The organism is Aquibacillus rhizosphaerae (assembly GCF_030282825.1).
Classification (GTDB): domain Bacteria; phylum Bacillota; class Bacilli; order Bacillales; family Amphibacillaceae; genus Aquibacillus_C; species Aquibacillus_C rhizosphaerae.
This window is the reverse complement of sequence record NZ_JASTZU010000018.1, coordinates 300,604-326,611: the sequence shown is the minus strand read 5'-3', so window position 1 is coordinate 326,611 and position 26,008 is coordinate 300,604. Positions and strand designations below refer to the sequence as shown.

Here is a 26,008-nt window from a genome sequence, read left to right as displayed (position 1 = left end):
TCAAAAAGTAATAGCTTACGCTTTTTTGAATGAGAGAATAAAGGTAGTCAGGCTATTAGGAACGCTTGAAAATTCTATATCTCCTTGCATCTGTTCTGTCAGTCGTTTGCTAATTGTTAAGCCTATTCCACTACCATGTGCAAATTCACTTTTTGAATCTTTAACTGTATAGAGCCGTTCAAAAATACGGTCCTGCACGGAATGGAGGATGCCTTTTCCTTTATCAGAAACTTTGATTGTTACGGTCTCGTTATCCTCGGATAATGTTAAGCCGACGAAATTGCCGTCTTTTCCGTAATGAATCGCATTGGATAACAAATTATTTAAGATGCGGGTTAAGGCATCTTCATCACCATTAAGGTAGAGGGGTTGTTTGGGAATATCAATATCTAAGTCAAAACCTTTATGTATCAACGTATCATAATATCCCACTATTACTTTTCGACACACTTCATTGATGTGAATGCGCCTAGAGTCTAGTTGTAAGTCACCTGATTCAAGTTTTGCCAAGTCAAAAAATTTATTAATAAGATTAGCTACATCGACCACTTTTACAGATACCTTGGTTAACAAAGCATCACGCTCTTCGGGTGTATAATCCTTATCGTTTTGTAGGTTTTCTAAATAGCCTAAAACAACGGTTAAAGGCGTTTTTAGGTCATGTGAAATATTGGTCAACATGCGGTCCATAGACATGCGCATTCGGGCATTATCAGCTAAGTATTCTTGGTGGTAATCAAGTAATTGATTGATTTCAATTAAGAATTCCCGTATCTCTATATGCTCTGTCATTAATAGAATACGGTCTGATGAATCGTTGGAGGTGAGGTCATTTATCTTGTTGGATATGTACCGTAGATTGCTGGTTATACTTCTCCTGGAAAGGTATTGCCTTATGAGTAATAGAAGCAAAATAAGTATAATAATAGATAATATAACGTTCATTTATTTAGCTCCATTTTATAGCCAATTCCCCAAATGGTTTTTATATATATTGGGTTGGAAGGGTCATCTTCAATCTTACTCCTGAGCCTTCTGATATGAACATTGATCACATTGTCGTCCCCGTAAAAGGTCTCTTTCCAAACCTTTTCAAAAAGTTGACCTTTGGTGAATACATGATTGGGATGTGCTGCTAGTAAACTCAATATTTGAAATTCTTTTGCCGTTAAATTGATTTGCTTTCTATTTTTTAAGACTGTAAAGTTATCTAAATCAATGATAAGGTTATGAACGGCTACTTTATTTACCTGATTATTTGATGTGGTTTGTGTTTGTGTGTACTGGTTTGATCGTCGTAATGCAGCGTTTATTCTTGCGGTCATTTCAATTAAGGAAAAAGGTTTTCCAATATAGTCATCTGCACCAAATCCGAGTCCTAGAGCCTTGTCAACATCACTATCTTTTGCAGACATAATTAAAATTGGTAGTAAACTTTCTCTACGAATTTTCTGTACAATATCAATCCCATTACTAGATGGGAGCATTAAATCAAGCAATATTAAATCAACTTTTTCCTTAGAAAAAAGCACGATTGCTTCATCTCCATCAAAAGCAGATACAACCCGATATCCTTCTTTCTTAAGATGATTAGCGACCATTTCATGAATCTGTTCATCATCTTCTACTAATAAAATCAATTCGTTCAATTTTATTCACCCTTTCCTTTAAAAGATATAGCTGTTAACGAGTTGTATTAATGATACATTTCCTACATGAGCCGTATTTCTCTATTATAGTCTAAAAAAATCATTGCAGAGTATTTAAATATACAGAATGATTCTGTTCCTTGATGAAGTAACTATATTGATAAAGTTAACAATAAACTTTAGAATAACGTTAAGAATTAAAAAGATAGAAATTTTTATTACTACCTGTGGAAGATGAGGGAATTACATATGAGTAATACAGTTATAACCAATCCGATTTTTTGGTCGGATGTTCCAGATGTAGAAGTAATAAGAGTGGAATCCACTTATTATATGGTTAGTACGAGCATGCATACCGTACCGGTTGTCCAATTATGAAATCAGAGAATTTACGAGATTGGGAGATTATTGGATATGTATTAGATAAGTTAAAGAACAATGAAGCTCATAATTTATTAAATGGATAGGAAAGCAGTCACATTCCCTCACTGATTTAGCCCAACCAGTAATAAGTCTTAATTTAATCTAATAGATGTCAATACGTATGTAAATATAAATAGGGGGGATGACTTGAGAAGCGTTATATATTTTAGCCTTGGGGTTGCTATGTCTTTGTTATCAGTAAAATTAATTTTTAATGATTTCGGTATTTTTGATATTCAATTGGCCGTTGTTTTAATAGTAAGTTATGTGTACGGAATATTGATGTTTAGAACAGGATTTAGTTTTGGGAAGTTAGTATTTGGTAGTTTAGGAATTTTATTAGTGTTAATTCTACTGTCATTTGTAGCTAAAATGGATGTTGCCGTGTTTAGTGTTTTAATATTTGTAATTTTTTATGTTGAAGCGATGCGTAAAAAAAGAGAGGACAAGTAAGAACGGTGAATCATTTTATTTAACTAAAAAAACGCTATCCTAGTGGATAGTGTTTTTTCTTAGCTCAGGAAATCAGTTAGGCTCTACATAAACTTCCCTTTGCTAAATGAGAATGCGTTGCTTTTTCTGCTTTCAATTAATGTTATACAATGAGCTAATCGCTCTACACCAGTTGTGATCTGACTCTCATTCACTTGTGAGATGCTCAATCGAATTAGATTTTCTTTTTTATACTCTGGTAAAAACATTCTAGATGCATCATCAACATACACATTCTGCTCGTATAACATATGTACTACCTTTTGTGCCTTCACGCCCTCCGGCAAACGGATGGATAGATAGAATCCAGAAGTTGGTTTAGTAAAGTAAGTATTAGCAGGGAGTAATAATTCACAAGCTTCTTGAAGCCTGTTAATTTTAGTGTGGTACAACTCTTTTATTTTTTTAAGGTGATTCGTAAACATGCCACTTTTTAAATAGATTTCTAGTGCACCTTGAGAAATTGCTGAACTATTAAAATCTGAACTGAATTTATACCGCAAGAAATTGTTAACCATGATGGTAGGTAGAACCACAGTAGCAATTCTTAACCCAGGAAGGAAAATTTTCGAAAAGCTTTTAATATAAATGACTCTACCGGATGGATTAAAAGAGAATAAAGGATCTGATTTTGCATCTGTATCGAGGTCTCCTAAAAAATCATCTTCCACGATATATACATCATATTTTTCTGCTAACTCAACGATTTTTTTCTTTTCACTGTTTGTATAACAATGTCCAAGAGGATTATGGAATCTCGGGATAATATAGAAAAATTTAATATCATTATTCCGAAACATGTATTCCAGACAATCAAGATCAATCCCATCCATCGATAATTCTATTCCGAACGTAGTAGCTTGGTGTAGGGTGACAGACTCAATAAACCCGAAATAAGTAGGTTGTTCCATTAGGATATTGTTTTTACCGTTTGGAAATGGCATAGAAACTAGTAAATTAATGGCTTGCTGCGAACCAGATACCACGACTACTTTTTCAGGTTGAGTGAATACTTGCAAGTCTTGCAAATAGTTTACTAGCTGCACTCGTAGTGAGTAGAGGCCTTGTTGATCTGAGTATGTAAAAAGCTCTTCTTTATAAAGTTCGACTGCTTGATTCATACAATGTTGAAATTCTACGTAAGGCATAAAGCTTTTATCTGGGCCAGCAGAAAAGAAATCAATCACTTGATTTTCTTTCGTAGGACTTTGTATTTCATTTACAACATAATAGCCACTTTTAGGAACAGAATAAATCAAATGTTCTTTCTCTAGTTCAACGTATGCTTTAATAACAGTATTTTTGCTGCATGAAAATTGCTCAGAAAACTGCCGAACAGAAGGGAGTTTACTACCTGCAATAAGTGATCCATTAGTTAGCTGAAGCTTTATTTCTTCTATTATCTTCATGTATTTTAAGTTCATATATGTATCCCTCCTTTAACTGTACCAGGACAGATTGGTAAAAGAATGGTTTTTATTATGACGTGCACCTATTAACATGTTTATTATATCAAAAATAGTTTGCAAGAGAACAGAAATTGGTACAGATGCGTGATACAAAATAACTGGATAGGGGTAGGATAGGATGCAGGGTGAAACGAAAGAGAAATTTGGATTATTGTTGGGATTAGTAGGTATTATTTGTTTTAGCTTAACGCTGCCTACTACAAGTATTGCGGTAGAATATTTTGGAACTACGGTGGTTGGTTTAGGGAGGACAGTTGTTGCTGCTATTATAGTCGCATTGGTGTTGATTGTTCGAAAAGAAAAACTGCCTTCGCTTCAACAATTCAAAAGTTTACTTATTGTTGCTGTTGGTGCCGTTTTAGGGTTTCCTCTACTAACTTCGTGGGCAATGGAATCCTTGCCAGTTTCTCATGGAGCTGTTGAACTCGCGTTGTTACCATTAGCAACAACAGGGTTTGCAATGTTAAGAGCTGGTGAAATCCCTTCTCTCAAATTTTGGTTTTCCAGTATAATTGGATCATTAGCAGTTGTCATCTATGCCCTTCATTTAGGGTTTGGACAATTACAATTTGCCGATTTAGCCTTACTAGGAGCTGTAATTATCCTTGGACTTAGTTATGCAGAGGGTGGCAGATTATCGAAGGAGTTAGGTAGTTGGCAAGTGATTGCGTGGGCAATTATGATTGGTGCGCCATTTTTCATTATTCCAGTTTTGTTTAGTCTTTCTGCTGACATGCTCAATGCCCCTCTATACGCTTGGATAAGTTTTATTTATCTCGCAGTGGTTAGTCAATTTCTAGCATATGTTGCTTGGTATAGCGGAATGGCTATGGGTGGAATAGCAAAAGTTAGTCAAATTCAATATTTGCAACCATTTTTAATGATTCTATTTGCAACGCTGTTTTTAGATGAAAACATCACATTATTCACTATTGTAATAGCGTTGATTGTTGTCTTTTCTGTCATCGTTGGCAAAAATGCTCCCGTCATACAAAAAGAAACAGCTGTATCAGAGAAATAAAAAATATAGATTGGTGGATCGTCCAAATGTGACGGTCCTTTTTTAAAGTAGGGTAATTAATGGGAATTAATGTTAAAATTAAGTAACAACCACTGAAACGTAATACAAGAGCAAGAATTGATCAAGATGGCCTATGTTTTTCCTCCTATGTAAAAAATGACAGTGAAGTGAAATAAAGATAAAAGGAGATGATTATTTGAGAACTTGGTGGAAGTGGTTTTATATCTCTTTTGTGATGTTATTTACATTTACAATATTGCAGTATCAATTTATTACGTGGCTTACGCAGGAAAGTTTAGACACTTTCTATCTAATTGGATGGATTATATCTTTATTAATCATGGTTGGATTACTTATATACAAATGGAAACAAGACAGAAACATTGAAAAAATTAAAAAGGAAAATGAAAAACTGAAAGAAGCAGTAGAATATTACCGAAGTAAATCAAATATTTAAATTGACGGAGTGCTTTACTATAATAAGGCGAATACATCCTTGTTCTAGTAACAAACAATTTATATAAAATGTTTACGATTAAATGAGAAAATTTATGATAAGATGATTTTCTTTATTGCATCATCTTGCATTGGATGTAATAGTATTTTTATTTCTATCTAATAATTATACACAATAACGAAAATGTGATTAATCCACAAACTAGCAGGTTAATTGAATAAGAAAAATTATGGAATATTTCAAAGGAGAAAACTTATCAGAATTGGGGAGGAGATTTTAAATGAGTGAGAAATTATTAAGGGTGGGGACCACATATATTCCAGTAACTAATGTGGAACTTTCATCTGAATGGTATGTAAATAAATTAGATGCAGAATTAAGCTATAAAGATGGAGATAAAGCGATTTTAAATCTTGCAAACCAAAGCATTTTTCTTGTTAAATCAATAGAACATCAAAGTTCCAATTTCATTGATATTTATGGTGAGGAACGTTTTTCTTTAACATTTGAAGTGAATGGTTTAGATGCTTTAAAAACAATACATAGGGATTTTATAGGTAAAGCGATTAAAGTTGGAGATATAGAAAACAGAGGTCACTCTGGGAGGAATTTTGTATTTTATGATTTAGACGGTAATAAATTTGATGTATGGAGTGAACTTAGTCCGATTTTCAAAGAAAAATACTTAATCTCACAATAATCAAGAACTATTATCTACTATCTACAGTTAATTGTTAAACTAACGGGGTGCGTTAGTTCAATAACTCCAATATCTAACAAAGAGCCCAAATATACATTGTTTTATTCATAAAAATGTATATTTGGGCTCTTTGTTATTCACCTTCACCGTATAAAATAAGGAGACTGATTAACAGATGTCTTGTTATTAGAGCCAGCAATTAAAACTGTTTTATTTTAAATAACGGTCACAGTTGGGCACATAGAAAGTTTAAGGGCAGTTTTCCTAATTTATTAAAAATTGGAAAATAAGGTTGAATTTTCATTCGAATAGGTTTATTATAATTAGTAATTATAATATTACAAATTACAACCAAAATTAAAATTAGTTTTTCTTTTCATCATTGTTCATTTTGTTTGAGAAGAATTTAAAAAAGTAGTGAGAGTGGGGCGCTAAACCTGTACCCATTTCCAGCAAGAAAGGTGGGTTTGTGATGAGTAACTTTAAGCAGGTTGATATGTTAGAGAATTATGATGTTAGTAAGTATGTAACTCCTGATGGTTATACAAGTGATATTGCCATTTTCACGATTATATCAGAGCAAGGACAAGGGAAGAAGAAGCCTGCTACTAAGACGTTGAAGTTGATGTTAATTAAAAGAGCGGAGCAAGACTCGGAAGGTAGATTAAATATAGAAGCTGGGAAGTGGGCATTACCTGGTGGCTTTGTCGATGCAAAAAACAAGGAAACGGCACTTCAAGCTGCTGAACGAGAATTACAAGAAGAAACAGGTGTTACAAACGTTTTTCTCAAGCACTTTGGTGTATATGACAAATTTGGGAGGGATCCTAGAGGTTGGATCATTTCAAATGCGCACTATGCGATCGTACCAGAAAGCTGTCTTAAGGAAAGAAAAGCATCAGATGATGCAGCTGAGGTAGAAATTTTTTCGATTGAACAAGTATTTGATTTACCACTCGCATTCGATCATGAAAAAATAATTAAAGAGGCGTTAAGTTTTATTGAAAAGGACATGGTTCAATCAACCGTTGCTAAAAATTTTCTTCCAGATGAATTTACTTTGTCAGAGCTACAAAGAGTGTTGTTGACTGTTACGGATGGCACAAAAATTGCAACAGATTCTATCTTTTTTGCCAGAGCACCAAAACTCCCCTTCTTAGAAAAGGTAGTGACAGATAGTGGTGAGATGAAAAAAACACAACGGAATTCCCCTAGACCATCACAGCTTTATAGATTTAATGACGTTTCTATCACCAAATCGATTTGGGAATAGCAGCCTACATCTATAAAAAATTGAAATTAGTTTTTTAAAAATTACTAATTAAAGAGAAAGGGTGTTAAATATGAGAAAAAAAGCGATCATTAATATTGACTATACCAATGATTTTGTTGCCAAGGATGGTGCTTTAACATGTGGTGAGCCTGGGCAAAATATTGAAGAACGTATTTGTGAATTAACGAATAGCTTTATTGAGAATAATGATTTCACTGTTTTTGCAATTGATATGCATAAAGAGGGGGACGTGTTTCATCCCGAGACAAAATTGTTTCCTCCTCATAACCTACAAGGTACTATGGGTAGAGAGTTATATGGTAAGTTAAGCGAACTTTATAAGAATAATAAGGACGAAAACTATGTATTCTGGATAGATAAAACAAGATACAGTGCTTTTGCAGGAACCGATTTAGAATTGAAACTACGAGAGAGAAACATTGAGGAAGTTCATTTAGTTGGCGTTTGCACCGATATCTGTGTCCTGCATACTGCAGTGGATGCGTATAATAAAGGTTTTCACATCGTTGTTCACGAAGATGCTGTCGCAAGTTTTAATCAACAAGGTCACACATGGGCATTAGGTCATTTTAAAGACTGTCTTAATGCTGAAATAAGAACTGGTTGGAGGAAGAAGAAATGACATATGAGGATGATAGCTTAGGGTTGCATACAGACTTGTATCAAATAAATATGGCTGAAACCTATTGGGAAGACGGTATGCATAATAAAAGGGCTGTTTTTGAACTTTACTTTAGAAGCCTTCCATTCAAAAGCGGTTATGGCGTATTTGCCGGATTGGAAAAAATAGTAAACTATATACAGGATTTTCATTTTAGTGAGTCCGACTTACAATTTTTAAAGAAGGAATTAGGATACCGTGATGACTTTTTAGACTATTTAAAGACGATTCGCTTTAATGGAACGATTCGGTGCATGGTCGAAGGTGAAATTGTGTTTGGCAATGAACCAATTCTTCGTGTTGAAGCGAATTTAGCTGAAGCACAGTTGATCGAAACAGCTTTACTTAATATTGTGAATTACCAAACATTGATTGCTACGAAGGCATCTAGAATTAAACAGGTAATTGGTGATGCGCCAGCGATGGAATTTGGTACGAGGAGAGCCCATGAATTTGATGCAGCTGTTTGGGGTACGAGAGCTGCTTTCATCGGGGGATTTTCAGCAACGAGTAATGTTAGAGCTGGAAAAATGTTTGGCATTCCAGTGTCAGGTACACACGCACATTCAATGATTCAAGCGTACAGAGATGAATATACCGCCTTTCATAAATATGCAAAACGACATAAAAATTGTGTTTTTCTGGTAGACACGTATAATACGTTGAAATCAGGAGTGCCTAATGCAATAAAAGTGGCGAAGGAGTTAGGGGATTCCATCAATTTCTTAGGAATCCGATTAGATAGTGGTGATATGGCTTATTTATCTAAGCAGGCAAGAAAAATGCTTGATGCAGCTGGATTTACCGATGCAAAAATTTATGCTTCCAATGACTTAGATGAATCGACTATTTTGAGTTTGCAAGCACAAGGGGCTAAAATCGATGTATGGGGGATTGGTACGAAGCTGATTACAGCCTATGATCAACCTGCACTAGGTGCGGTGTACAAAATTGTCGCGATCGAGGATGAAAATGGTGACATGGTAGATACCATTAAGATATCTGCAAATCCCGAAAAAGTAACTACACCAGGTATAAAAAACGTTTACCGAATTGTGAATACGATTAACCACCGCGCAGAAGGAGATTATATCGCGTTGGAAGATGAAAAACCGGAAGAAGAATCGCGTTTAAAAATGTTCCATCCCGTGCACACATACATTAGTAAGTTTGTAACAAACTTTGAGGCAAAAGATTTGCATCAGGATATTTTTGTAGATGGAAAACTTGTTTATACATTACCGGCAATTCAACAAGCACAAAGCTATGCGAAGGAATCATTGGAATTATTTTGGGATGAATTTAAACGTACGATGAACCCTGAAGAATATGCGGTTGATCTCAGCCAAGAATGTTGGGATAACAAAATGAAAAAGATTCAGGAAGTGAAAGGGAAGGTGAAGAGGGATTGGAACGAAGCAACAGGTCAATCCTAAATCCAGTTAACCTGAACACAAAGTTAGCGGTATGAGAGGAATGATGTCACATTGGTACGGGTTGAAAAAATTAAACAGAAGTATCAGGAATTAAATCCAAATAAACCTATCGAAGGATTGTTTCGTAAAGGAGTTAAAATTGGTATTTATGGCTCCTCTTTTGATCCAATCACGAATGTGCATTTGTGGACAGCTTCCACTGTTGCACATCGAAAAAAACTGGATTTCATCATCTTTTTACCGTCATCAACAAAAAGAAGAGACAAATTAATGCAAACAGAAGATACCCACCGTATTAAGATGGCCGGGTTTGCAATAGAAAAAAACGAAAAATTCATTCTCGATGACTATGAAATGAATGTATTACCTGGAGAACATTATACGTATTACACCATGGAGTATTTTAAGGACATATTACCAAATGCTGAGATCTTTTTTATTATGGGTGCGGACTTATTGGTTGATATTGGTGCAGGACAATGGACCAAGGCTGAAGAATTAATTAGTAACAATAAATTCATTGTAATGGCAAGGGATAATATTGATTTGCTTGGCACGATTGCAAAATCACCTTTGCTCAGGAATTATGACGATGGAAGATTTCAGATGTTGGATAAAGGTCTGGCAATGGAAATTAGCTCGACTTATATAAGAGAAGAATTTGCCCGAGGTGGCGAACCGAGATATTTGTTACCGGACTCTTGTTATCAATATATTAAGGAACACCATTTATATAAGACACAGCGTTCGTAAAGCGTGATTATAAAATACCATAATTTTTGGAGGGATTTAAAATGGATCAAATGCAAAAAGAGATTATTAGCGAAATGAAAACCAAGCCAGTCATTGATACAAAAGAGGAAATTAGAAAAACAATAGAATTTTTAAAAGGGTATTTAAAGGCCCATCCATTTTTGAAAGGATTTGTTCTTGGTATGTCTGGAGGACAGGACTCCACGTTAACTTCCAAGCTCGCTAAAATGGCTGTAGATGAACTGAATCAAGAACAAGGGAAGAGCGTATATCAATTTTTTGGTATCCGGTTGCCTTATGGTGATCAAATGGATGAGTCGGATTGTTTAGATGCCATTGAGTTTGTTAAACCAGATAAAGTATTTCGCGTTAATATTAAAGATGCCGTAGACGCTAGTGTAACATCTTTAGAAAACGTTGGCGTCGAGGTATCTGATTTTTTAAAGGGGAATGAAAAGGCGAGAGAAAGAATGAAAGTTCAGTACACCATCGCTGCAGCTCATTCTTTAGCTGTATTAGGTACAGACCATAGTGCCGAAGCAGTCACTGGCTTTTACACGAAATATGGTGACGGTGCTTGTGATTTAGCGCCTATTTTTCGATTGAACAAACGACAAGGGAAGCAATTATTAAAAGAACTAGGGTGCCCAGAGCATCTTTACAATAAAAAACCAACCGCGGATTTAGAAGATGACAAACCACAATTACCTGATGAAGAAGCTCTAGGAGTGACTTATGACCAAATTGATGACTATTTAGAAGGGAAGACAGTGGAAGAACAAGCGAAGAAAACCATCGAAACATTATACATCAAAACCGAACATAAAAGGAATCCACCAGTTAATATCTTCGACAACTGGTGGAAATAAAGATAACAATGGGGACAGGGGGAACTAAAACTGTCCCCATTGTTATGATATCCCTATGACAGGCAGAGGTTATGGCAACGTAATAGCATGTTGCGTGTTTAATTTACATAAAGATTTTCCTTTTAGGTGATGCTATCTAACCATTATTAATATCTATATGTTATGAGTCAATTTCATAATTACCTTATTCAGTCATCTACGACAATATATAGTATGGGAATGGTTTTACCCAACTATATACTGTTGAAGGTGACGACAAAATTGGTATTATGAAATTGATTAGTTATAAAGAAATACTTTTATTAACATTAATTTAGGTCAAAAATTTGATATGATGTATAATATGTGCTAAAGGAATCGGTCTTAGTATTATTGATGGAGGTGGATTTTAAACTTAATATTTTCTGTGAATAGCAAAAAGCGCTCCCATAGCTATTCGATTTTAGTTCATTGTGCATGAAATGAAGTATTTGAACTGTCCCTATGCTTCATACTCTAGTAGGAAAAGGAGCACCAGGCAATGAGAAAGTTCACCTATTTTGTAACCGCTATCATTTCTGTTATTCTATTTTATTTTACATTTGAATCGGTAGTTGATGTGTACCGTGCTAATTGGCAATTACCAAATGAAACAGATCAAGAATCGCTTAATAATCGTCTGGTGTTAATTACTCAAGAATTGGACACCCCTTTTTGGGACAAAGTTAGTGCCGGGGCGAAGAAACAAGCAGAAAAAGAAGGGGCAACACTTGAAGTATGGGGAAGTTATGGGAACAACCAGGAAAATTTTTTAAAGCAAATTGAACTTGCTATCTATTCAAAAATGGGCGGTATTATTGTGCAAGGGTTGGATACAGATGAGTTCAAAGAATTAACGAAAGTGAAAGCAGCTTCGTATGGGATTCCTATTATAACAGTTGCACATGATGTACCGTCGTCCGAAAGTCTTCGTAAAACCTATGTTGGTTCTAACCAACATTTAGCTGGAGAATTAATCGCTACTCAACTTATAGATGATATGGGTACACAAGGTGAAGTCATCCTTATGTTGGATAGCAGAAAAGAATTTTATCAAGAACAACGACTAAAGGGTATTCAAGAATATCTAAAGAAATTTCCAAAGATTGAGTTGATAGAAACGACAACAGAAAATACTAGAGAGCAAGGAATAGCACTAACAAAGGACATATTGAATCGACATCCAAACGTCGATGCTTTTATCGCCGTAAATTCAAATTTCACTGAAGATATTATCGAAGAGATAGAGAGACGTTCGAAAATAGGTCCTTATTATATTTATTCGTTTGACGACAACCGTGCATCACTTTCTCTCTTAAAACAAGGCAAGCTTGATGGAATGATTGAACAATCCCCACATAGGATGGGTGAACGAAGCGTAATGCTAATGATGGAGTGGTTGAACAATGATACTGTTCCATTATATTTGGATGGGTATCTTACTGATATCCGGATGGTAAAGGCGTTGGATATACAATGAACAACATACAAAAGAAAATATGGTTGCTTGCGGTAGTTGTATTAGTAATTATGGCATCAATCTGGATGTCATTGACCTTTTATAATCAAAAAATGCAAAATCAATACAATAACATTCTCGAACGCTACTTAGTCATGAACGAATTAACACGTACGAGCCAAGAGATGGTAACAGCATTAAACAATTACCTACTTACCCCCATTGCCGAAAATTTAGATTCCATTGACCGTAGTAAAAATCAAATTCAAAAAATGAAAGACGAGGTTGCTAATTTTAAAAATGCGGAGAATGAGTTAGCTCTAACAAGCTACATTAACTTAATTGATAGTCTTATAGAAACAACGGATCGTTCTCTTGTGTTTCATTCAGAAGACGGAACAGAGAGTGCAATGGAAGCACTAAATGAAGCAACGTTCATTTCTAATTATATTTCTGAAATGACACTTACTATAATTGATACCGAACTAAAGACGTATGATCGCTTTTACCGCGCGATTATCAACCAATCGGAAGAATTGAACCAGCTCGGGATTTGGATGCTGTTGTTAATCACATTTTTGCTATTACTTTATACGTATTGGTTCTCCTTAAGAATTACAAAACCAGTTGAACAACTGACACAAGCAGCAAGCGAACTATCAAAGGGGCGGTTTGATCTAAAAATTGCGGTTGATTCCAAAGACGAAATCGCATTTCTGGCAAAAATGTTTGAACATATGAGAAATAATATTAATAATTTGATTTTAGAAATTCAAAAGAAAGCACAGCTTGAAAACGAATTACAACAGAGTAAGCTTCTTTTAAAAGAAAGTCAGCTCCGTAGTTTGCAAAGTCAGATCAATCCGCATTTTTTGTTTAATACACTTAATACGGTATCGAAAAAGGCATATCTGGAAGGATCTGAAGAAACAAGCGATTTACTAGTCAGTGTAGCAGGCCTATTACGATATAATTTAAAGCATTTGGACAAGACGATGACACTTTATCATGAAGTGAACGTGTTACAACAGTACATTAATATTCAAAAAGCCAGATTTACAGATCGGTTAACCTTTCATACAGAAATTGATGAAGGTTGCCTCCACATTGAAATACCTGGCCTAACCCTACAACCAATAGTAGAAAATGCCATGATATATGCAGTAGAACCAAACGAAGAAGGTGGTGTTATCTCGTTTCGTGTTAAAGATGAAGGAGACCGGGTCATTGTTGAAGTAGAAGATGATGGTCCTGGAATGGCAGAAGATAAAATTCAACAAATCATAGATGAAGAACAAGAACATGACACAATGGTAGGGCATGCATCAGGAATTGGGTTAAGTAATGTAGTCAAGCGTCTAAGGCTTTTTTATGGTTGTGAAAATGTGATTAAGATTGAAGCTAAGATTGGTAATGGAACAAAAGTGAGCATACATATTTTAAAGAAGAGGGGGGATGATCAAGATGATAAAGGTATTACTCGTTGATGATGAGCAAATAGAACGAGATGCCCTGCAAGTAATTTTGGAAAAAAACTTCTCTAATCTCGTAATCAAGCAAGCAAAGAATGGTAGAGTTGCCATCGAAGTTGCAGCTGAGTTCCAACCTGATTTAGTGTTAATGGATATCAAAATGCCAGGCATTGGTGGTTTTGAAGCAGTTGAAAAAATCAGTGTCAACTACCCTCATATTAAATTTATAATGGTTACCGCTTATGCGACGTTTGATTATGCACGTTTTGCATTAAAATTAGGCGTAATCGATTATATGGTAAAACCGAGTAAAGTAACTGAAATCGTGGAAATAATTAGTAGAGCATTAAATAGAATTGGAACAGAACAAAAATTATTAGAAAGGGATAAGTATCAACAGGATACATTGCAAAAAGCGATGTCTGTATTTGAAACGGATGTTGTTACGCAGCTGTTATTTGATCATGTCCATGAAGTGCATTTAAACGAATTGGTCGAAATGTTGGATATGAAGATAACGAAAGAAAAATTCGTGATGAGTCTTTTGCTTCCATTAGGTTCTGAAGTTTACTATTCTGCCATCAGAGAAAAGGTTAGGGAAGCAGGAAGCGGTTGGATTGGTGCGTTTTATGGTCGCCAACTACCAATTATAGTTTTTAGAAAGCAAGATCAATCATACCGTTCACAAGCAACCTTTTTAGCGAGAGAGTTATTGAAACTAGTGAATTTGGATGGTGATGCCGAATGGTTTATTGGGATTGGCAATGTTTGTAGTTCATTAGATCAAATACGGCAATCTTATCAAGAATCGTTATTAGCAACTCGAGATTCAACAATACGCGTCAAATACCGTTTTTATAACGATTTACCAACACTTGTTTCGGGTTTCGATGAGCAAACATCGAAGCAATATGAACAACAGTTTTTTGAAGAAATACGAAGTGGCAATTGGGAAGAAATTAGTACAACCGTTACTAGCTTGATTAATCGTTCTGAGCAGGAAGGAACCAATTTACTGCATACGCAGCAACATTTGATGGAGCTGTTTTGGCTTGTCTCTCAACTACTTAATGAAATGGGAGCAGAATTAGAATCACCAATTTATCCCTTTCAGTCTACTGATTATAGACAGCTAAGGGCGGAAACAAGTCACTTGTTAGAAAAGTTAAAACAGTCGTATGAAGAGCGACATGCAAGGTTAGAAGCAGACACAATCGAACAAATCAAACAGCATATCATTGAACACGCCCATCAGGATATCTCACTTGATGCAATTGGTAGAGTAGTAGGTTTAAGTCCTATTTACATTAGTAAAATCTTTAAAGAACAGCTTGGTGTTAATTACATCAACTTTTTAACAGAATGTCGAATTGAAAAAGCAAAGAAACTGATGCGTGATCCGGAAAAAAGTTTAAAAGAAATTACTTTCGAGGTTGGTTATCACGATCCAAATTATTTCAGTAAGGTGTTTAAAAAAATGTGCCAGGTTTCTCCAACAGAATACCGAAAGAATATACATGCATGAGTAATAAGCCTATTTATTAATGAGGCCCTTAGGTTGTTTATCTCCAGAACATTTATTGTTCAGTGTCACAGCTTACAGACTACCTTTTTGTGATGAAAGAGGCTACTAGCATCTTTCAATTAAGATTATCGCGGCTGTCATTAAGAGAAATTGTTTAGAACGATCGCCTTTTAAAAAAGTGATTATTTGTTTGAAGCCCTGTGTTTTTTAATAGGAAGGATGCGAGAAAATGAAACGGTGTTTTTTTCATGCAAGCTTTGTGCTACTTATGCTTATGTTATTACCTTTTATCTCTGCCTGTGAAAAACGTGATAGTTCTAGCATAAAGAGTCTTTCAGAGAATGCCAACTTTACGCCTTCGGAAAATGTGAATAATGAGGACGCAGTTAAAATCGGCTTCGCAATGGGGACGTTACTCGAGGAACGTTGGCTAAAGGACAGGGATCTTTTTAAAGATGCAGTGGAAAAACTTGGTGCAGAGGTGGAAATAATGTCGGCTGACGGGGATGATGCTTTGCAAATTTGGCAAGCAGAAATGTTAATTAGCCAGGGTATTGACTTACTTGTCATTACGCCACATAATGCGGAGTCGACGGCAGCAATCGTGGAAAAAGCCCACTCAGAAGGAATCAAGGTATTATCTTATGACCGCTTAATTAAAAATGCGGAAGTGGACATGTACGTTTCTTATGACAATGAAAAGGTCGGAGAATTACAAGCCAATGCGATTACAAGCCTAGTTCCTAAAGGTAAGTATGTATATATTGGAGGTGCAGAAACCGATAATAATGCCCACTTGTTAAAAAAAGGCGTGTTTAATATACTGCAACCACTGATTAATAAAAACGATATTACAGTTGTATTTGATCAATGGACAAAGGACTGGTTACCGTCGAATGCCAAAGCAAACATGGAAATGGCGCTAGACGCAAATAATAATCAAATTGATGCGGTTATTGCTGCGAACGATGCAACAGCTGGTGCTGTTATTGAGGTTCTTGAGGAACGGGGTCTTGCAGGAAAAATTGCAGTCACGGGTCAAGACGCAGATCTTGCAGCGGCGCGACGGATTATAGCAGGAGTGCAGACGATGACGGTTTATAAGCCTATCAATGAGTTGACAGATACTGCAGCAGAAATTGCCGTTAAACTTGCCAAAGGGGAAGATGTTAGTAATAACCGGAAAGTAAGTAATGGTGAGGTTAAAGTACCATCTGTTCTTCTTTCGCCAATTGCCGTTGATAAAACAAATATGGAAGAGACTATTATCGCAGACGGTTTCCATACTAAAGAGGATGTCTATCAATAAAAAATGCTTTAGGATTACATTGGAATTTTACATTGAAAATCATAGAGTTCTTGTTGTAGAGTTAGTATTATTTTGGTGTTTAAATCAGTAATTCAATTTTGTGCTAGAGTATTTAGAATATGTTGTGAACTATACTATTTAAGGAAATAGAAGAATGGAGGAATATTATGATTGTAGCAACATCAGTTGGTGGCGTGAATTTAGGAGATATTATATTTACATTGGTTTCTTTTTTGTTTTTAATATTTATAGTTGTAGGGATTATTTCATTGTTTGTAATGTTAAGTAGAAAAAATAAGCAATTAAATAGAATTGAAGAGAAATTAGATAGAATGAATAAGACTAAAAAGAATCAAGGATAAGGAGTCTTCCTCTTGTTGTGGTTTGTTTTTTTTATGTAGATGATTTTATAGTTGGAAACTTATTGCTACGAATCTATATTTAATGCAAAGTTATTTTCCCTTTTAAAATTCATGCAAAAGAGTGCTGATAAAATCTATCATAAATTTTGATAGAGTTGTCGTATCTTTCTACTTTTCTTCATAGAGTAAAAGTAGGAGGTGCCGTTAATGGTGAAGTATGGTAAAGAATTGTTTTCTGATAACGTCAATCAACTCGTAACGATTATTGTTAGCTTAGCGTTAGCGATTGTTGCACAAAAACTATCTGGAGATATAGTAAATATGTCTTTTTTAAATTTTATAAAAGATGGTTATGGGTTAAATTCTAATACTGAACAATTTAGTAATCTAGGTAATGTTCTATTATCTTTCATCATGTATGTCGTTGGCTGTTCATTCTTACTTTGGATGGGGATTACCAATTTAGTTACCTATAATGAAATGGGTACCAAGCCACTTATGTTTTTAAAAATCTTTTTGGGGTTTTTCCAACTATTACTAGTAGGGCTAATATTTATCGAAGTCAAATTATTTTCGTATTTTATGCTATTAGTATTTACGTCAATAATTTTGATTGATACGCTCAACTATGCAGCATCTTTAGAAGAGGTGAAGGGAAAATCAAGCAGTTTAGCTAATAGGAACAAACAAGTAAAACTCAAGGCTTAGAGAAGAAATTTCTCTAAGCCTTTTCTAATGCAATTTCTGTTGTGGATAGAATTTTCAATGTTAAAAAAGTACAGACGAATAATAATTTTTTACTATAAGTAAGCGTTTTCGCTAATTATGAGGGATGATATATTAGGCTTGTAAGTAAATACAAAAGGCTTTGAGAGGGGTTAAAAAGTTGAAAAAGTTTATTCCTGTTTTATTAGTTGCCATTATGTTTGTCCTGATTGTTGCAGGTTGTAGTAGTAGTACTGGGGGAAGTGGTGATCTTAGCGTAGGGATTGTATTACCAACAAAAGATGAACAAAGATGGGTCCAAGATGAAGAGAGATTTAAAGAGGCGATCGGTGAATCTGATTACTCAGCTGAAATTTTATTTAGTCAAGGTTCTTCTGCTAAGGAAAAAGAAAACGTTAACACATTGATCAGTAAAGGTATTGATGTATTAATCATTACACCTGTTGATGGTGATTCAGCTGGTGGTGCAGTTGAAGCTGCAAAAGACGAAGATATTACAGTTATTTCTTACGACCGACTAATTACAAATACAGACGCAGTTGATTACTATGTAACATTCGACAGTGTAGCGGTAGGTGCAGCACAAGCTCAATATTTAGTTGATCATTCAGAAGGATCTGGAATTCCATTGTACCTATATGCTGGTGCAGCAACAGACAATAACGCATTCTTGTTCTTCGAAGGGGCATGGAATGTTCTTCAACCAAAGATTGCAGATGGAACATTTGTAATTGCAAACTCAAGCGAAGCAGAAACTTTACAGGATAAAGCAGAGTTAACGCGTGAGGAAATGAGTAAAATCGTAAGTCAGCTTACAACTGGTTGGGATCCAGCAGAAGCGAAAAATAAAGCAGAAACACACTTAACTGCAGCTGGGGATGACATGAAAGGCGATATCGCGATCCTTGGACCAAATGATGATACAGCTCGTGCAATTGCTGACGTATTCTCTGGGGACAGTGCAATTACAAGCTATGTAATTTCTGGTCAAGATGCTACAAAAGCTTCGATCCAATACATTATCGACGGCAAACAGTCTATGACGGTGTTTAAAGATGTTCGTACGCTAGTTAAAGATGCGATGGATATGGCATTAACAATCCTAGACGGTGATACACCAGAAACAACAGGTACTTATGATAATGGATCAATTGAAGTTCCTGCAAAACAATCAGATGTTATTAGTGTAGATAAAGACAACGTGAAAGCAGAAATCGTTGACTCAGGATACTATGAAGCAAGTGAATTCACTGGTTTAGAATAAAAGAATGTTCCAAGCGGAATAGTGATAGAAATCTATCACTATTCCGTAAGTAAGTGTTAAGTGGTCTGGTTAAGGAGGCATAACATGAGCGATTATATTTTAGAGATGAACCAGATATCGAAAGAATTTCCTGGTGTAAAGGCGTTATCTAATGTGAATTTTAAAGTGAAAAGAGGAGAAATTCACTGTCTTGTAGGTGAAAATGGAGCTGGAAAATCTACATTGATGAAGGTGCTTAGCGGTGTTTATCCTTATGGAACGTATGAAGGAGATATCGTGTTTAATGGTAATGTACAGAAGTTCAATAGAATAAGTGATAGCGTTGATGTTGGTATTGCGATTATCTATCAAGAGCTTGCACTATTTCCTGATCTCGCCGTTTATGAAAATATCTTTATTAATAACGAAATACAGAATGGCGGCATTTTAGACTGGAATGAAGCAATTGTTCAATCAAAGCAATTACTTGAAAAAGTGAAACTAAAAGTAAATCCAGAAATACTAATAAAGGAACTTGGCGTAGGTAAACAGCAATTAGTTGAAATTGCTAAAGCCTTGAGTAAGGAAGTAAAACTACTCATTCTGGATGAGCCAACTGCTGCACTTAACGAAGATGATAGTGAGAATCTATTGGATTTGCTAAGACTTTTAAAAGAGCAAGGGATCACGAGCATCATGATTTCTCACAAGCTAAAAGAAGTCATTGCCATTGCAGATAAAGCAACAATACTCCGAGATGGGGAAACAATGTGTACATTGGATGCTTCTAAAGGTGAGGTTACGGAAGCAGCAATTATAAAAAATATGGTTGGTCGAGACATTGGTAAAATTTATCCAAAAAGAGCGAAGAAAGAAATCGGGAAGAAAATCTTAGAATTAGTCAATTGGTCAGCGTACGACCCTAAGATAGGGCGCCATGTAGCAAAAGATGTCAATATTCACGTTAAACAAGGTGAAATAATCGGGATTGCTGGATTAATGGGGGCAGGGAGAACGGAGCTTGCACAAAGTATTTTTGGAAATGCAAAGAATTATAAGTTACAAGGTGATTTGTTTGTGGATGGAATGCTAGCCAACTATAAACATACAAGCGATGCCATTAAAGCGGGTATTGCTTATGTGACCGAAGACAGAAAGGGCAATGGATTATTTTTGTTGCAGGATATTAAAAGTAATATCTCTGCTGGTAATTTAAAAGGAATCTCCGCTAATGGATTCGTGAATGAAAACGAAGAAATTAAAGTCGCGGAAGAATATAGAGCATCATTAGGTATTAAAACACCATCGATTCAACAACTGGTTGGTAATCTGAGTGGTGGTAATCAACAAAAGGTTTCTTTAGGAAAGTGGCTTTTTGTAAGTCCAAAACTATTGATTCTGGATGAACCAACTCGAGGTATTGATGTTGGGGCTAAATTTGAAATTTATACTGTTATGAATGAACTGATCGAAAAAGGAATGAGCATTATTATGATTTCTTCTGAGCTTGGGGAAATCCTGGGAATGAGTAATCGTGTTTACATCATGGCGGATGGTGAAATAAAAGGTGTATTGTCATCAGAGGAAGCAAGTCAAGAAAAGATAATGCAGCTTGCGACGCAATAGGAGGTAGTTTGTATGAATTTGTTAAAAGAAGCAAAGCAAGTCGTTAAACATAATATTCGTGATTATGGAATGTACATTGCTTTATTTATCATTATGGTTACATTTACGATTCTGACAGATGGATTATTTATGTCTTCTCGAAATATTAGTAATCTACTAGATGCATCAGGGTATATTGCGGTATTAGCTGTCGGTGTCATGCTTGTCATTGTTATACGCCATATAGACTTGTCCATTGGTTTCTTAGCTGGTTTCCTTGGTGCAATAGCCGCAATCTTACTATTAAACGGTGTGCCAGTATTTATCGTTATCCCAATTGTTCTTGTACTAGGTATTCTTGCCGGTTCCGTAACAGGCTTTTTAGTAGCAAAAGTTGGAATCCCTGCCTTTGTTGCGACGTTAGCAGGATGGTTGATCTACCGTGGAGCAATCTTACTAGTAACAGAAAGATCCGGAACCATCAATGTAGACAATGAAGCTTTTAATGCGATCGGGAATGGTTATATTCCTTCCATTGCACAAGTAGGTGGACTACATTTACTTTCTTTACTTCTAGGTGCGGTCGGTATCTTACTTTATATTTTCAGTTCTATAAATAGTCGTAAAAATAAAATAAAGTATAATTTCGATGTGGTTTCAAAACCAATGTTCATTATACAGTTAATTTTTGTCTCAACAATTATCGCGTATTTTACGTGGTTATTAGCTGGTTATAACGGAATCTCTTGGACAGTTGTGATTATCCTATTAGTTGTCATTGTTTACCATTTCGTTACAACAAAAACAGTAATAGGAAGACATATTTATGCTGTAGGTAGTAACCCAGAAGCTGCGCATCTTAGTGGTATAAACGTTAGTAAAATAACATTCCTAGTATTCGGTTCGATGGGGATGCTATCAGCGCTATCTGGGATTTTGTTTACAGCACGGTTACAATCCGCTACCACAACTGCTGGAACATTATTTGAGCTGGATGCGATAGCAGCAGCGTTTGTAGGCGGTGTGTCCGCTGCAGGTGGAGTTGGTAAAGTAACAGGAGCTGTTATTGGTGCGGTGGTAATGGCTACTTTAACAAACGGAATGAATTTGATGGGAGTAGGAATCGCCCCACAATATATGATTCGCGGTGGCGTACTAGCCTTGGCAGTTATATTTGACGTAATGACCCGTCGACAAAAAGCATAATCTAATGGAAAGCTCTCATGCTTTCTTTTATAGATGTTAAAGAAATTGGTTAAAGTGTCAAACACTACAGTGGACAAATGTTCATTTTGGTGCTTGACACTTTTTTAAATTCTGGAATTGAAATGGACTTTCGATACTTTAACCATACGGAAGTGACTGTCCTCCGTTTTTATGCACAACTAGGCCATTACAAGCATCTTTTGACTAAAAGTTTAATATTTTTGGTACAATAGTCATTAGATTGTAAATGGAGGGATTACTATGCATATTGAAATGTGGACAGACTTTGCTTGACCGTTTTGCTATATTGGCAAAAAGCATCTGGAAGATGCTATTGAAAAAATTAACCATCCAATTGAAGTTACCTATAGATGTTTCGAGTTAGATCCAACAGCGGAACGTGATATAAAAGGAAACATGTACGAGATGTTAGCTAAGAAATATGGAATGAGCATCGAGCAAGCGAAAGCAAATACGCAAAACATGGTCCAAATGGCCAAAGAGGCAGGGTTAGACTATCATTTAGATACACTCATTTTAACCAATACATTTGATGCTCATCGTTTGGTCGTTTTTGCTAAAAAGCATGGCCTCATGAAAGAAATGACGGAAAGAATTTTACATGCTTATTTTACAGAGTCGAAGCACATTGGAGACCACAAAACATTAACAAAATTAGCTGTTGAAGTTGGCTTGGATCGAGATGCAGTAGCGAATATGCTAGCTACTGACGAGATGACGGAAGAAGTTCGTGCAGATGAACAACTAGCAACTGACTATCGCATTACTGGCGTACCATTCTTTCTCATTGATAAAAAGTACTCCCTCAATGGGGCACAGCCTACAGAGGTTTTTGTACAAGCATTGGAAAAAATAATCGCAGAAAATGAATCTTAAAAAGAGGCAAAGAACAGAGTGACACTAAGTTGCTAATAAATGATCTCAGTACTTAGCTGAGGTCGTTTATTTTTGTACAGCAAGACATGTCCCGGTTAAAAAGTTTAACCGTAATAATATAGTTAATTTTCTCCCACAGAAGGACTAACAACATCATTAATTGTCATTATAATTAAATATTAATTTTAGGGAAATTGAAATATATACATATAACAGAAATGCGGTAAAAATTGTTGTGAAACATGAACTAAGTCATCTTTACGGATAAAGTCTTAGCACTTTATTGTGTTGTGGAATAAAGTCTATGGGTGGATTAGTTTATCAATATCAACTAAATTTAGAGTACTTGGAGTTTATGATTAACAACCTCCACCTATTTTTCTTTTGAATCTAATCTTCTTAAATGACTTTTCAATTCAATTTGTTGCTGCAACATTATCTAACTAAACTTCTGAAAAAATATTTTAAAAGAGTAAGTGCTTGGTAGCAACTGGATGTAGCAGGGTGCAGCTTATATCCTAATATAGCTTTTAAAAGCAAGTAAAGCTAAGGCTTTTTGTACGAAAAATCAAACAGGTCAATTATAAAAGTAAAACAAGGATTAAGTAACTATAAAGTAAAGTTTGCTTTTTAATGACGGAAGAGGAGACCTAGAGGATTTCATAAACAAGAAAATATTGGAACATCTTGAATTTCAAGGAATATAAGTATATAGTCCTGTTGAATGATGCTCGGATTTAAGTCTATTATATTAATATTAATATTAATATACATAGGGGTTGTTGTAATGAAAAAAGGTTGGAGAAAGTTTAGTATTCTATTTTTAGCGCTGTTTTTAACTATATTAACAGCATGTAATGATACAGAGGAAAAAGCAAGTGATGTATCAGAAGAAGAGCATCAAAAAACGATTGCAAAAATAGAATCTGAAAATGTAAAGACAGAAGGTGCAGGTAAAAAAGATGGAACAGATAATGAGGATCAAGAAGCTACGGAAGAAGTAACCTTTGAAATAAACAATGGACCAGATGATCAGGGAGATATGAATGTATGGTTTAAGGGAGACTTTGAAATTACAGGTAATAAAATTATTGTCAAAGGTACGACAAATCTATTACCAGATTCACGCATTCAACTATATACAGATGCAGTAAATGGAACAATCATTGGTGGTGATGATCAAGCTATCGTCGAAGAATCCGGGTCTTTTGAACTGGAAGGTGGCTTTCCAGATGATTATGAAGGGGCCCTTCACTTAGAACTTTCATTCCGAGTAGGGGCCCAGTCTTCAGAAGAGGTAAAGAAGTATTATTCAGACGGATTAACAGGAGATTTTGCAGAGATTTACTATGATGGTAGTGATGAAAAGATTCTTAAAAAAGCATCTTTTAACAAAACCGTTATAATAGATGGAAGTAACCATAGCTTTTCAATCACAAAACCAGAATGGGATATTCCTGAAGACATCGGGTCAACGAATGTTAGGCTAGAGCCAACAATCGAGAAGGTTGAGGATTTTCTAGTTGTGAAATTTGAGAGTAACATTATTGAAGAAGCAACTGTGCAGGCTCAAGCATCAATTCCTAACTACATTACGACAGGTTTTCAAGGATCAACCACAGTAAATCCAGACGGTACAGGGGTCATATATTTAGCGGATCCTGAAAAAGATGATCGAATTAAGAATTTAACTGATTATGAGATTAATATTATGATGGATCCAACAAATAGTCAAAATGAAATGAGTACATACATGATTGAGGTATATGGTGAAAAGGGTAAAAACTTACAAGGTGAATATGTAGTAGAAGACGAAGGGGAGAAAGCAATAGAACAACATTTAAAAATTACAGTGGACTAACTTACATAGCTTAGGGCGGGGGTATAGTTACAGATTACTCCTGTCTTTTGTTCATGAGTTTCTCACTTAAGCACCAATATCTTTTTGAACCTATTCTCTTCAATTGACGGACAACAACTTACTCCTTGTGAGGTAGTTTTTAGTGTTTAAAAAATCAGCCGATGTATAATATAAAATTTACTCTATGAGATTTTATAGAAGTGGATTTTCTTTTTATAACAATATACATTTATTTAATAGTAAACGTTTTGTCAACGTATTTTCATTAGGAAATATTTAATGAAGAAGGTGATTTATGGATTCTTAAAAAGAAAAAGCAATCATAAAGAATGATTGCTTAAATATATGAAGTTTCTAAATGAATGACACATGCTATCTATTTCGTTACAATTGAAACGTTCATTCCATCCCCAATAGGAATCAGGAGTGACTCTAATTGTGGGTGATTAGCCACTGTTTCATTGAATTGTTTCATGAATTCAGTATAGCGTTTCGGTTTAGTTTCGTGATCTACAACACTCCCCCCTGCAAGTACGTTATCAGCAATAATAAGAGCACCTGGTTCTGCTAATTTAATACAAAACTCCAAGTAATTCTCATAGTTTTCTTTGTCTGCATCAATAAAGAAAAAATCAAACTGTTTTTTTTCTGCAACTAATCTATCGAGACTATTTAAAGCAGGACCGGTCAAATAGGAAACTTGATTACCAAAACCAGCTTTCGATAGATTACTTTGTGCTAGCTCAGCGTATTTTCCCTCTAATTCAAGGGAAGTTAATGTTCCATCTTTACCAAATCCTCTTGCTAGACAAATTCCACTTAAGCCTCCAAGTGCGCCTATTTCTAGAACGTTTTTAGCTCCCGAAATGGAAACTAGCATGGTAAGTAGTTTTCCGGAAGATCGAGACACGGAAATAGAAGGCATACCGTTTTGTTTTATAGATGAAATAACTTCCTCTAATAATTCATCTTGATTGTTAAATACGGAATCAATGTAATGGTTCATTTTTTTCATTAATATTCTCCTTTCGTCGTCCGCATTGAATTTTCTCTAATGGAAAAATTTAACGTATATATTTTTAATTATACATTAGTAATACC

The 26,008-nt window shown here is 35.3% G+C and carries 25 protein-coding genes; 21 read left to right on the top strand and 4 right to left on the bottom strand.

The genetic code is table 11. The annotated features are described in order from the left end of the window. Window positions 1-15: 15 nt before the first annotated feature. Window positions 16-945, bottom strand: coding sequence for a sensor histidine kinase (locus tag QQS35_RS05140; protein ID WP_285930797.1), 930 nt, complete (start codon window positions 943-945; stop codon window positions 16-18). Then, entirely contained in the window at window positions 942-1,649 is a 708-nt protein-coding gene (locus QQS35_RS05135) for a response regulator transcription factor (protein WP_285930796.1), read from the bottom strand. The genes QQS35_RS05140 and QQS35_RS05135 overlap by 4 nt, the downstream gene beginning before the upstream one ends. A gap of 249 nt (window positions 1,650-1,898) precedes the next feature. Here QQS35_RS05135 and QQS35_RS22805 point away from each other — a divergent pair, with 249 nt between their 5' ends. Both QQS35_RS22805 and QQS35_RS05125 read left to right on the top strand, forming a co-directional pair. Beyond that, window positions 1,899-2,027 (top strand): hypothetical protein, encoded by a 129-nt coding sequence (locus QQS35_RS22805; RefSeq protein ID WP_331490681.1) that lies wholly within the window; start codon window positions 1,899-1,901, stop codon window positions 2,025-2,027. A gap of 192 nt (window positions 2,028-2,219) precedes the next feature. Further along, entirely contained in the window at window positions 2,220-2,525 is a 306-nt protein-coding gene (locus tag QQS35_RS05125; protein ID WP_285930794.1) for a hypothetical protein, read from the top strand. Between the two features lie 83 nt (window positions 2,526-2,608). On the opposite strand, the gene QQS35_RS05120 is transcribed toward QQS35_RS05125, so the two are convergent. Further along, window positions 2,609-3,988 carry an aminotransferase-like domain-containing protein gene (locus QQS35_RS05120; protein WP_285930793.1) on the bottom strand — a complete coding sequence of 460 codons (1,380 nt, stop codon included), beginning with the start codon at window positions 3,986-3,988 and terminating at the stop codon, window positions 2,609-2,611. Window positions 3,989-4,151: 163 nt separating this feature from the next. On the opposite strand from QQS35_RS05120, the gene QQS35_RS05115 reads away from it, so the two are divergent. The 19 genes from QQS35_RS05115 (at window position 4,152) to QQS35_RS05025 (ending at window position 24,907) form a co-directional block, all read left to right on the top strand. Next, a complete protein-coding gene (locus tag QQS35_RS05115; protein WP_285930792.1) occupies window positions 4,152-5,054 on the top strand; it encodes a DMT family transporter in 903 nt (300 codons plus the stop codon). A gap of 196 nt (window positions 5,055-5,250) precedes the next feature. Further along, window positions 5,251-5,511, top strand: a complete 261-nt coding sequence (locus QQS35_RS05110) for a hypothetical protein (RefSeq protein ID WP_285930791.1) — start codon at window positions 5,251-5,253, stop codon at window positions 5,509-5,511. Between the two features lie 280 nt (window positions 5,512-5,791). Continuing rightward, window positions 5,792-6,211 (top strand): VOC family protein, encoded by a 420-nt coding sequence (locus QQS35_RS05105; RefSeq protein WP_285930790.1) that lies wholly within the window; start codon window positions 5,792-5,794, stop codon window positions 6,209-6,211. A gap of 472 nt (window positions 6,212-6,683) precedes the next feature. Continuing rightward, window positions 6,684-7,484, top strand: coding sequence for an NUDIX domain-containing protein (locus QQS35_RS05100; protein WP_285930789.1), 801 nt, complete (start codon window positions 6,684-6,686; stop codon window positions 7,482-7,484). A gap of 70 nt (window positions 7,485-7,554) precedes the next feature. After that, window positions 7,555-8,127: a cysteine hydrolase family protein gene (locus QQS35_RS05095; protein WP_285930788.1), complete on the top strand. Its 573-nt coding sequence runs from the start codon at window positions 7,555-7,557 to the stop codon at window positions 8,125-8,127. Further along, window positions 8,124-9,602: a nicotinate phosphoribosyltransferase gene (locus QQS35_RS05090; RefSeq protein WP_285930787.1), complete on the top strand. Its 1,479-nt coding sequence runs from the start codon at window positions 8,124-8,126 to the stop codon at window positions 9,600-9,602. Before QQS35_RS05095 ends, QQS35_RS05090 begins: the two co-directional genes overlap by 4 nt. 108 nt (window positions 9,603-9,710) lie before the next feature. Further along, complete coding sequence (nadD, locus tag QQS35_RS05085; RefSeq protein WP_285930904.1) at window positions 9,711-10,355, top strand: nicotinate (nicotinamide) nucleotide adenylyltransferase; 645 nt, start codon at window positions 9,711-9,713, stop codon at window positions 10,353-10,355. 41 nt (window positions 10,356-10,396) lie between these two features. Continuing rightward, a complete protein-coding gene (nadE, locus tag QQS35_RS05080; RefSeq protein WP_285930786.1) occupies window positions 10,397-11,224 on the top strand; it encodes an ammonia-dependent NAD(+) synthetase in 828 nt (275 codons plus the stop codon). Window positions 11,225-11,744: 520 nt separating this feature from the next. Next, window positions 11,745-12,722: a sugar ABC transporter substrate-binding protein gene (locus QQS35_RS05075; RefSeq protein ID WP_285930785.1), complete on the top strand. Its 978-nt coding sequence runs from the start codon at window positions 11,745-11,747 to the stop codon at window positions 12,720-12,722. Continuing rightward, the gene (locus QQS35_RS05070; protein ID WP_285930784.1) at window positions 12,719-14,188 is read left to right on the top strand and encodes a sensor histidine kinase; all 1,470 of its coding nucleotides are present in this window, start codon (window positions 12,719-12,721) and stop codon (window positions 14,186-14,188) included. Before QQS35_RS05075 ends, QQS35_RS05070 begins: the two co-directional genes overlap by 4 nt. Then, window positions 14,166-15,698, top strand: coding sequence for a response regulator (locus QQS35_RS05065; RefSeq protein ID WP_285930783.1), 1,533 nt, complete (start codon window positions 14,166-14,168; stop codon window positions 15,696-15,698). The genes QQS35_RS05070 and QQS35_RS05065 overlap by 23 nt, the downstream gene beginning before the upstream one ends. Before the next feature lie 229 nt (window positions 15,699-15,927). Further along, on the top strand, window positions 15,928-17,007 hold the full coding sequence (locus tag QQS35_RS05060; RefSeq protein WP_285930782.1) for a sugar ABC transporter substrate-binding protein: 1,080 nt from the start codon (window positions 15,928-15,930) through the stop codon (window positions 17,005-17,007). Window positions 17,008-17,174: 167 nt separating this feature from the next. Further along, window positions 17,175-17,369 (top strand): ATP synthase subunit B family protein, encoded by a 195-nt coding sequence (locus tag QQS35_RS05055; RefSeq protein WP_285930781.1) that lies wholly within the window; start codon window positions 17,175-17,177, stop codon window positions 17,367-17,369. Between the two features lie 207 nt (window positions 17,370-17,576). Continuing rightward, window positions 17,577-18,077: a hypothetical protein gene (locus QQS35_RS05050; protein ID WP_285930780.1), complete on the top strand. Its 501-nt coding sequence runs from the start codon at window positions 17,577-17,579 to the stop codon at window positions 18,075-18,077. Window positions 18,078-18,291: 214 nt separating this feature from the next. Further along, on the top strand, window positions 18,292-19,359 hold the full coding sequence (locus QQS35_RS05045; protein ID WP_285930903.1) for a sugar ABC transporter substrate-binding protein: 1,068 nt from the start codon (window positions 18,292-18,294) through the stop codon (window positions 19,357-19,359). A gap of 84 nt (window positions 19,360-19,443) precedes the next feature. Beyond that, complete coding sequence (locus QQS35_RS05040) at window positions 19,444-20,964, top strand: sugar ABC transporter ATP-binding protein (protein WP_285930779.1); 1,521 nt, start codon at window positions 19,444-19,446, stop codon at window positions 20,962-20,964. A gap of 12 nt (window positions 20,965-20,976) precedes the next feature. Next, entirely contained in the window at window positions 20,977-22,149 is a 1,173-nt protein-coding gene (locus QQS35_RS05035; protein WP_285930778.1) for a sugar ABC transporter permease, read from the top strand. A gap of 306 nt (window positions 22,150-22,455) precedes the next feature. Next, on the top strand, window positions 22,456-23,046 hold the full coding sequence (locus QQS35_RS05030) for a DsbA family oxidoreductase (protein ID WP_285930902.1): 591 nt from the start codon (window positions 22,456-22,458) through the stop codon (window positions 23,044-23,046). Window positions 23,047-23,833: 787 nt separating this feature from the next. Further along, a complete protein-coding gene (locus QQS35_RS05025) occupies window positions 23,834-24,907 on the top strand; it encodes a hypothetical protein (protein ID WP_285930777.1) in 1,074 nt (357 codons plus the stop codon). 376 nt (window positions 24,908-25,283) lie between these two features. On the opposite strand, the gene QQS35_RS05020 is transcribed toward QQS35_RS05025, so the two are convergent. Beyond that, a complete protein-coding gene (locus QQS35_RS05020) occupies window positions 25,284-25,922 on the bottom strand; it encodes an O-methyltransferase (RefSeq protein ID WP_285930776.1) in 639 nt (212 codons plus the stop codon). Window positions 25,923-26,008 lie beyond the last annotated feature (86 nt).